The organism is Iodobacter arcticus (assembly GCF_042664895.1).
Taxonomy (GTDB): Bacteria; Pseudomonadota; Gammaproteobacteria; order Burkholderiales; family Chitinibacteraceae; genus Iodobacter; species Iodobacter arcticus.
This window is the reverse complement of the sequence record NZ_JBHTBQ010000027.1, coordinates 171,726-178,757: the sequence shown is the minus strand read 5'-3', so window position 1 is coordinate 178,757 and position 7,032 is coordinate 171,726. Positions and strand designations below refer to the sequence as shown.

Below are 7,032 nucleotides of genomic sequence, written 5' to 3'. Positions count from 1 at the left end.
TGGTCCCACTCCTTCCCATCCCGAACAGGACAGTGAAACACCTTAGCGCCGATGATAGTGCAGATTACCTGTGTGAAAGTAGGTCATTGCCAGACACCCCATTAGTAGTAAAGATGCTGTAAACAAAACCCCCGTACTCGAAAGAGGCGGGGGTTTTGCTTTGCGCGGAAGAAATGCACGTGTCAGTGCAACTACAAAATCAAGCTTCTGTGGTTTGCTGTCGAGTTACGCGATAAAGCGTTGCTAACCCGACCTACGCGAGGTGAATCTTGCACGTTCAAGCCGTTAACTTGGCCTACGCGAAGTAAATTAGGGATTTAATTGGCGGATTCTTAATGGTTTCTGCAAATGAAATATTAATGATGGTTTTATTGATAAAGGATTGGTGTTTTTATATTGCCATCATTACTCACATAGAGAGATCTGATGGTGAATTTCTTTCAAAGAGTAGTGCTAAGTATTTAGATAAAAAAATGGCTTCCTATGCAGGAAGCCATTTTTATTGAATCTTATATCCGCTTATTTCTGTACTGCTTCTACTGCGATGCTGAGCTTAACGTCATCACCGATATTAGGTACATATGTACTCATACCAAATTCGCTGCGTTTGATTGTTGCGCTAGCATTTGCACCGCAAGCGGGCTTTTTCATCATTGGGTGCATATCACATTTAAAATTGCTAACTACTAATGTGAGTGGCTTGGTTACACCTAGCAAAGTGAAGTTGCCATCAACAGCAACTAATTTGTCACCTTCAAATACCAATTTATTGGATTTGAAAGTCATTGCTGGGAATTTTTCTGTATTGAAAAAATCCGGGCCTTTAACGTGTGCATCACGTTTTTCCCAACCGCTATTGAGGCTGCGTGTATCAATACTGATATCTACGCTGCCGGTTTTCTTTTCTGCATCTAGCGTGATGGTGCCGCTTGATTTATCGAAGCGCCCATTTTGAATTGAAAAGCCCATATGGCTTAATTCAAAGCTAGGGTAGGTATGTGATGGGTCTAATTGGTATACAACAGGTGCGGCAAATGCAGTGCTGGTTAAACCTGCTAATAATGCTGTGGCGATAAAACGCTTCATCTTCTGACTCCAGTGGGTGGGTACAACTTATTTGCCAGCAAGGCCAGCAAGGGTGATTTTAAATTTAACGGTCACTTGGTCTGCTACGGTATCAGTATCTGCCCACATGCCATCACCTAATTTATATTGCAATCGTAAAATAGGTAAATTGCCTTCTACAACCAGATTACCTGCTTCTGGTTTGGCTGTGAGCTGGGTAGTTACATCACGGCTGATGCCTTTAATGGTTAATTTGCCTTTTGCTTCAAATTTATTATTACCCAGCGATTTGACACTGCTGGAAATAAAGGTCGCTTTAGGGAAGCTAGCAACGTCAAACCATGCTTTCTTTTTTGCTTCTGTATTGCCGTCGCTACCACCCACATCGATGCTGGCTAAATCGACGGTAATTTCGGCTTGGGCTTTTTCTGGCTTGGCAGGGTCAAAATCTACTTTGGCGGCAAAGCTTTTAAAGCCGCCATCAACTGAGACGCCCATTTGTTTAAAGTTGAAATCAACTTTACTTTTTTGTGGGACGAGTGTCTGGGCTGCACTTGCAGAGAAGCTCAGTGCGGTAAGTAGTGTAGCGCTAAGAATATGACGAATCACTGTATTCTCCTGGGGCAAATTAAAATGGTTTAGGTAAGTGAAATAGTTGTTTATTTTTTTCGTAAAAAAGGCAGCATTCGGGCCAGAATGGCATCTTTATCAATGAAGTGATGCTTGAGAGCTGCTGCAACATGTAGCCCAATTAATACCAGTAATGCAGTTGCAAACAGGCCGTGGCTATTGGCAAATAATTCGGCAAGTTCTGCATTTTTTGCAATCAGATCAGGCAATTGCCAGAGGCCCAGATAAACAACTGGAAATCCTTTTGCTGAGCTCATAAGCCAGCCAGAAAGGGGCATGGCAAACATCAGAAGATAAAGCAGGTGATGCACGGCGGTGGACAGCTTGCTTTGCCATGCTGGCAGGCTAGGATCGGCGCTGGGTGCACCTTTGATTTTTAACCAGATGAGACGAATAGCTACTAAGCCTAGCACAGTGATGCCTGCCCATTTGTGCCACGAGATGACTTTGAATTTGGCTGGCGATAGTGACATTTCTTCCATGGTCCACGCGAGCCCAAAGGCCGTACAGATGAGGAGGGCTACTAACCAGTGCAGTAGAATCTGGATGCCATCGTATTGTGTTTTACTCATTTTATTCACTATTTAATAGGGTCTGGGTTGGCTAAATGATAATCGCTTAGTCTTGAAACTTGCTGCGAAGTTCCGCGAATGTGTTAGTCATTTCAACCAGTTTTTGCTCAGGCAGATCAGAAAAAAAAGGGCGGATGTATTCCAGATGCCGGGTAAATGTATTTTCAAATAGAACCTCACCTTTGGGGCTTAGATAAACCCGAAAACTGCGTCTGTCTTCGCTGATGGTTTCCCGGTTGATGATCCCGCGTGTTTCTAAGCGATCAAGTACCCCTGTGAGTGTTCCCTTTGTGATGAGTGTTTTTTCACCTAATTCACGGCAGCTCATCCCTTGTGTATTGCCAAGCGTAGCAATGATGTCAAATTGCGCAGGTGTTAAATCCATCGCACGGATGTGCCGATTGGATAATTGCTCAAAAGCTTGATAGCAGCGAACCAGTTCACGGATGGTGACTTGGAAGTTTTCCATGACATAGCGCTTTTATTGTTCGTGTTAGTACTGTTTATATCAGAACAAAAAAAATGCTGCAAGACAGGTGGATCACTCACTAGGAATTAGGATAGATGACTTTGTTGAAATACGAGTATTTCAAGAATGGAGGCCATGAAGCAAAAGATATTGAGATTTTGATATGAAGCGCTGGAAATGCAGCGCAAGCGAGGGCTGCGAAGCGGCCCTCGGGAATAGCTGAATGGATTAATGCGCCATATTAAATGCGGTGCGCAAATGTTTGGCAACACCGGATTCTTCATTACTACCAATTGTTAATACATCAGGCAGGGCGGCCACAAGGCGTGGATTAGCATTGCTCATGAGTCGTGGGTGTCCTGCGGTTTGCAGCAATTCCAGATCATTTTGTCCATCGCCAAAGGCAATACATTGCTCGGTTGAAAGGCCTAAGCGCTCTAAGACTACTTGTAGGGCATGACCTTTGGAGACGCCTGCTGCCATGACTTCTAGGCAATCAGGCATAGAAAAGGTGATATAGAGCGTGTTGCCGAATCGCTCACGTAGTTTTTTTTCTACGCTGAGCAGATGTTCGTGATCGCCAATATAGAGCACTTTCGCGACGCCTTCGCCGTGGTGTTTGGCCAGCTCGCTGATCTGATAGCTAAAGCCAGAGTCCTGATGCATATCGAGTAAATATTGGCTGTGCTGATCGATTAACCATGCATCATCAAGATAAAAATTGAGCAAGGTACCTGCTGCAAATTCGGCTTGTGATAATTCCTGCACGACAGATGCTTGAATATTCTCCGCATGGATCAGTTGGTTTTCAGGGCCATGAATACGCGCGCCATTGGATGTAATCAGGTGAGCGTGGATACCCAGCACATCACGAATACCCATCACGTCTAAATAATGACGGCCTGTGGCAATGACAAATTGAACACCGTTTTTTTCTAACTGTTGCAAAGTGTCTGCGGTATAGGCATCGACCATATGTGCGTTATTAAGTAAGGTGCCATCAAGGTCGGAGGCGATAAGCTGATACATCGTGGGCAATCCGGTTGATTCTGGGAGCATTGATTCTAACTTCTATCGTATAGGCTTTGCGCTTGTAAAAATGCCAAATAAAACTAATTAAAAACCCGATCCCGGTAAAGCGAGGTGGCTTAATTCTTCAACCGTTGAGCTGCGTCCTAACAGGGCATTGCGGTGGGGGAAGCGGCCAAAGCGCTGAATCACGGCGTGATGTTTGACAGCGTAATCATAAAACCCCTGTAATTGCGGCTCATTTTGCCATTGGCTCATCAAGGAAAGCGTCAGCTCTTGGTCGGCTAAGTTTTCGGAATGTTCTAAAGGTAAATAGATAAATAACTGTTCCAGCGCTTGAAGCTCGGTATTCAATCCTGCATGAATCATGCTTTTAGCTGCTTGCAACGCCAGATGATCGTAGGCAAAAGAGCGAGCGCTATTTCTGAAGATATTGCGAGGAAACTGATCCAGCAAAATAATATAGGCCAAACCGTGGTGAGGTGTTTCTAGCCAGTGATTCAGCTCGCCCTGTGCTGCGGCTTCAACTGTGGCTAGAAATTTCGTACTGATTTGGGCATCAAATTCTGCATCTTTTCGAAACCATTCTGCTCGGATGTCTAGTTGCTCGCCAAACCAAAAAGAGAGGACATCATCAGGATTCATCGTTGCACCGTAAGCAGTTTAGATAGTGGGTTACAATACGCCGTTTTAGCCCAGCTTGCGTGGGGAGTGTTATGCAAAATGTTGTAGATGTGATCGTAATTGGGGCCGGCGCGGCTGGAATGATGTGTGCTGCAACTGCCGGGCAGAGGGGCCGAAAAGTCGTGCTGATCGATCATGCTACAAAGCTGGCTGAAAAGATTCGTATTTCTGGTGGTGGGCGTTGTAATTTTACTAATTTGAACACGCTGGCAAGCTGTTATCAATCAGAAAACCCGCATTTTGTAAAATCTGCGCTTAAGCAATACAGCCAGTTTGATTTTATCAAAATGGTTGAATCATATGGTTTGGGCTATTACGAAAAAACCTTGGGCCAGCTTTTTTGCGATCAAGGCTCGCAAGCCATTATCGATATGCTGAAAGCCGAAGTGGATCTGGGCGGTGTGATCTGGCGTATGGATACAGGCATTGTGGCTATTCAAAAGACAGATACTGGTTTTGAGGTGATCACAAGCAGAGAAACCTGGCTCTGCAGCTCTTTAGTCGTTGCCTGTGGCGGTTTATCGATTCCACCTATTGGTGCAACGGGCTTGGGTTATGAGATTGCAAAACAATTTGATATACCCGTACTGCCTCTGGCCGCAGCCTTGGTGCCGCTCACTTTTCAGCCACAAGATTTATGGACTGATTTAGCAGGGGTGGCGATCGAAGACACGATCGTGAGCTGTGGTGGTATGCAATTCAGAGAGGCGATCTTGCTGACCCATAAGGGTTTATCTGGCCCCGCTATTTTACAAATATCCAGCTACTGGCGAGCAGGCGATTCGCTGGAAATTGATTTATTGCCGGATGTTGATTTTGATGAAATTTGGGTGGCAGCCAATCGTGATGCCTTAATCAGCACTATTCTTTCTGAGCGATTGCCCAAGCGCCTTGTGCAGGCATGGATGGCAGAGTGGGGAGATATCAAGCCACTGAAACAATATTCGCCTAAAGAATTATTGGCGATAGCAGAAAGCTTTCATTGCTGGCGCATCGTGCCTTCAGGTTCAGTTGGGTATAAAAAAGCGGAGGTGACGCGCGGTGGGGTGGATACGCAGGCGCTATCGTCTAAGACCATGGAATCGCGCCAAATAGCGGGTTTGTTCTTTATTGGTGAAGTGGTGGATGTGACCGGCTGGCTGGGCGGATACAACTTTCAATGGGCTTGGTCATCAGGTTATGTTGCAGGATTGAATTCCTAGGTGTATAACTAAATCTCCAGCGACAGCAAAAGGAGATCGAATGAATAGTTTCCAAGAAGTGCTGTTTGCGGAGGTGCAGTTGGCCCCCGTTGCGACACGGCTAATGTGTCGTTTTGCTGGATGCCTGTAGTGCAGTGAAGGCACAGAACCAAGCCATCACATGAAGGCCATCAGGTGTCGTAGTAAATGCTCTTTGCGTGTATTAGATGTAAGTACTGTTAAGGTTGTTGTAGCTGTAGATGTGGCCGTACCGTAGTATTTTTTGTACGTGTTTTTCCTGTAGCTGCTGTTGAAGTGAAAGTTGTTTTTATTAACATTAACCTTCAGTTTTGTATTTCATCTGTTTTACCGCAAGAAGCAACGGAGCGCACTCGCGCTCCGTTGTCGTTTCTGCTCGCCGTAAAAAAGGATTAATGTGGGAAGAATAGCGTCATAAGTAGTCTGGCGGTGATTGGCCCCAGCACCAGCATTTTTTCTTTACCGCAGATCTACTGAATAGGCCGCGCTATTTCTTAGCAAAGGTGTTACAGCGGCTGACCGAGCCGCTATCTAATCCCTGTTTAAACCAATACATCCGCTGTTCAGAGCTGCCATGAGTAAATGCATCAGGCGTGATTGCTTGCCCTGCACTCTGTTGCAAGGTGTCATCACCAATGGCATTGGCCGCAGCTAAGCCTTCTTCAATATCGCCAGGCTCAAGCAGTTTATTTTGTGCCGCATAGTGGCCCCATACGCCAGCTAAGCAATCTGCTTGCAGTTCAAGTTTTACAGAGAGAGCATTGGCTTGCTTTTTTGAAACCTGCTGTTGTTTCTGGTGGACTTTGCCAGAAATACCGGAGATATTTTGCACATGATGGCCCACTTCATGAGCCAGAACATAGGCATTGGCAAAATCCCCTGGTGCACCATAACGTTTGGCTAGCTCGTCATAAAAGCTGAGGTCGATATAAATTTTTTTATCGGCGGAGCAATAAAAGGGGCCCATTGCAGACGAAGCGCCACCACAAGCTGATTCCACTTTTTCTCTGAATAAATGTAGCTTGGGCTGCTCATAGGCTGTGGCAAAGGCTTCTGGGTAAATTTTATTCCAGACGTCTTCTGTTGAGGCCAAAATGCTGCTGGCAAATTCGCTGGCTTGATCTTTAACGGCTTCGCGCTTAGCGGGTACTTGCTGAGTGCGTGGCGGGCTGGCGCTTTGATTGGCGATAAGGCCTAAAACTTGCAAAGGATTTTGCCCAAGCAGCAGGCTAATCACAGCCACAATAACCACGCCACCGATACCCAGTTGCCCAATAGGCAAGCCGCCCGCCCTGCCGCTGCTGGCGTCATCATTGCGATGATCTTCGACATTATCGCTACGTCGTAAGTCTTGCCAGCGCAT

Annotated in this window: 8 protein-coding genes and 1 rRNA gene; 2 read left to right on the top strand and 7 right to left on the bottom strand. The window is 45.8% G+C overall.

Features of this window, described 5'->3' with window-relative positions; all coding sequences use genetic code 11:
• Positions 1-95 (top strand): 5S ribosomal RNA (gene rrf / locus ACFQNF_RS13655); the annotation flags it as partial.
• A 424-nt stretch (positions 96-519) separates the two neighbouring features.
• On the opposite strand, the gene ACFQNF_RS13650 is transcribed toward rrf, so the two are convergent.
• The 6 genes from ACFQNF_RS13650 to ACFQNF_RS13625 all read right to left on the bottom strand — a co-directional run bounded on the left by ACFQNF_RS13650 (position 520) and on the right by ACFQNF_RS13625 (position 4,410).
• The gene (locus ACFQNF_RS13650) at positions 520-1,086 is read right to left on the bottom strand and encodes a YceI family protein (protein ID WP_380188496.1); all 567 of its coding nucleotides are present in this window, start codon (positions 1,084-1,086) and stop codon (positions 520-522) included.
• Positions 1,087-1,113: 27 nt separating this feature from the next.
• Positions 1,114-1,674: a YceI family protein gene (locus tag ACFQNF_RS13645; protein ID WP_380188495.1), complete on the bottom strand. Its 561-nt coding sequence runs from the start codon at positions 1,672-1,674 to the stop codon at positions 1,114-1,116.
• Positions 1,675-1,724: 50 nt separating this feature from the next.
• Positions 1,725-2,267, bottom strand: coding sequence for a cytochrome b (locus tag ACFQNF_RS13640; RefSeq protein ID WP_380188494.1), 543 nt, complete (start codon positions 2,265-2,267; stop codon positions 1,725-1,727).
• Positions 2,268-2,313: 46 nt separating this feature from the next.
• Positions 2,314-2,736, bottom strand: a complete 423-nt coding sequence (locus ACFQNF_RS13635; RefSeq protein WP_380188493.1) for a MarR family winged helix-turn-helix transcriptional regulator — start codon at positions 2,734-2,736, stop codon at positions 2,314-2,316.
• A 228-nt stretch (positions 2,737-2,964) separates the two neighbouring features.
• On the bottom strand, positions 2,965-3,765 hold the full coding sequence (locus ACFQNF_RS13630) for a Cof-type HAD-IIB family hydrolase (RefSeq protein ID WP_380188492.1): 801 nt from the start codon (positions 3,763-3,765) through the stop codon (positions 2,965-2,967).
• An 87-nt stretch (positions 3,766-3,852) separates the two neighbouring features.
• Entirely contained in the window at positions 3,853-4,410 is a 558-nt protein-coding gene (locus ACFQNF_RS13625) for a DUF924 family protein (protein ID WP_380188491.1), read from the bottom strand.
• Positions 4,411-4,481: 71 nt separating this feature from the next.
• Here ACFQNF_RS13625 and ACFQNF_RS13620 point away from each other — a divergent pair, with 71 nt between their 5' ends.
• Positions 4,482-5,651 carry a BaiN/RdsA family NAD(P)/FAD-dependent oxidoreductase gene (locus ACFQNF_RS13620; protein WP_380188490.1) on the top strand — a complete coding sequence of 390 codons (1,170 nt, stop codon included), beginning with the start codon at positions 4,482-4,484 and terminating at the stop codon, positions 5,649-5,651.
• Between the two features lie 505 nt (positions 5,652-6,156).
• Here ACFQNF_RS13620 and ypfJ read toward each other — a convergent pair.
• Positions 6,157-7,032 (bottom strand): KPN_02809 family neutral zinc metallopeptidase, encoded by an 876-nt coding sequence (gene ypfJ, locus ACFQNF_RS13615; protein ID WP_380188489.1) that lies wholly within the window; start codon positions 7,030-7,032, stop codon positions 6,157-6,159.

Excerpts from the sequence above, each read along its gene's own strand:
- ACFQNF_RS13630 (WP_380188492.1), bottom strand. The coding sequence starts at position 3,765 with ATGTATCAGCTTATCGCCTCCGACCTTGATGGCACCTTACTTAATAAC.
- ACFQNF_RS13620 (WP_380188490.1), top strand. The coding sequence starts at position 4,482 with ATGCAAAATGTTGTAGATGTGATCGTAATTGGGGCCGGCGCGGCTGGA.
- ACFQNF_RS13625 (WP_380188491.1), bottom strand. The coding sequence starts at position 4,410 with ATGAATCCTGATGATGTCCTCTCTTTTTGGTTTGGCGAGCAACTAGAC.
- ACFQNF_RS13635 (WP_380188493.1), bottom strand. The coding sequence starts at position 2,736 with ATGGAAAACTTCCAAGTCACCATCCGTGAACTGGTTCGCTGCTATCAA.
- ACFQNF_RS13650 (WP_380188496.1), bottom strand. The coding sequence starts at position 1,086 with ATGAAGCGTTTTATCGCCACAGCATTATTAGCAGGTTTAACCAGCACT.
- ACFQNF_RS13640 (WP_380188494.1), bottom strand. The coding sequence starts at position 2,267 with ATGAGTAAAACACAATACGATGGCATCCAGATTCTACTGCACTGGTTA.
- ypfJ (WP_380188489.1), bottom strand. The coding sequence starts at position 7,032 with ATGCGCTGGCAAGACTTACGACGTAGCGATAATGTCGAAGATCATCGC.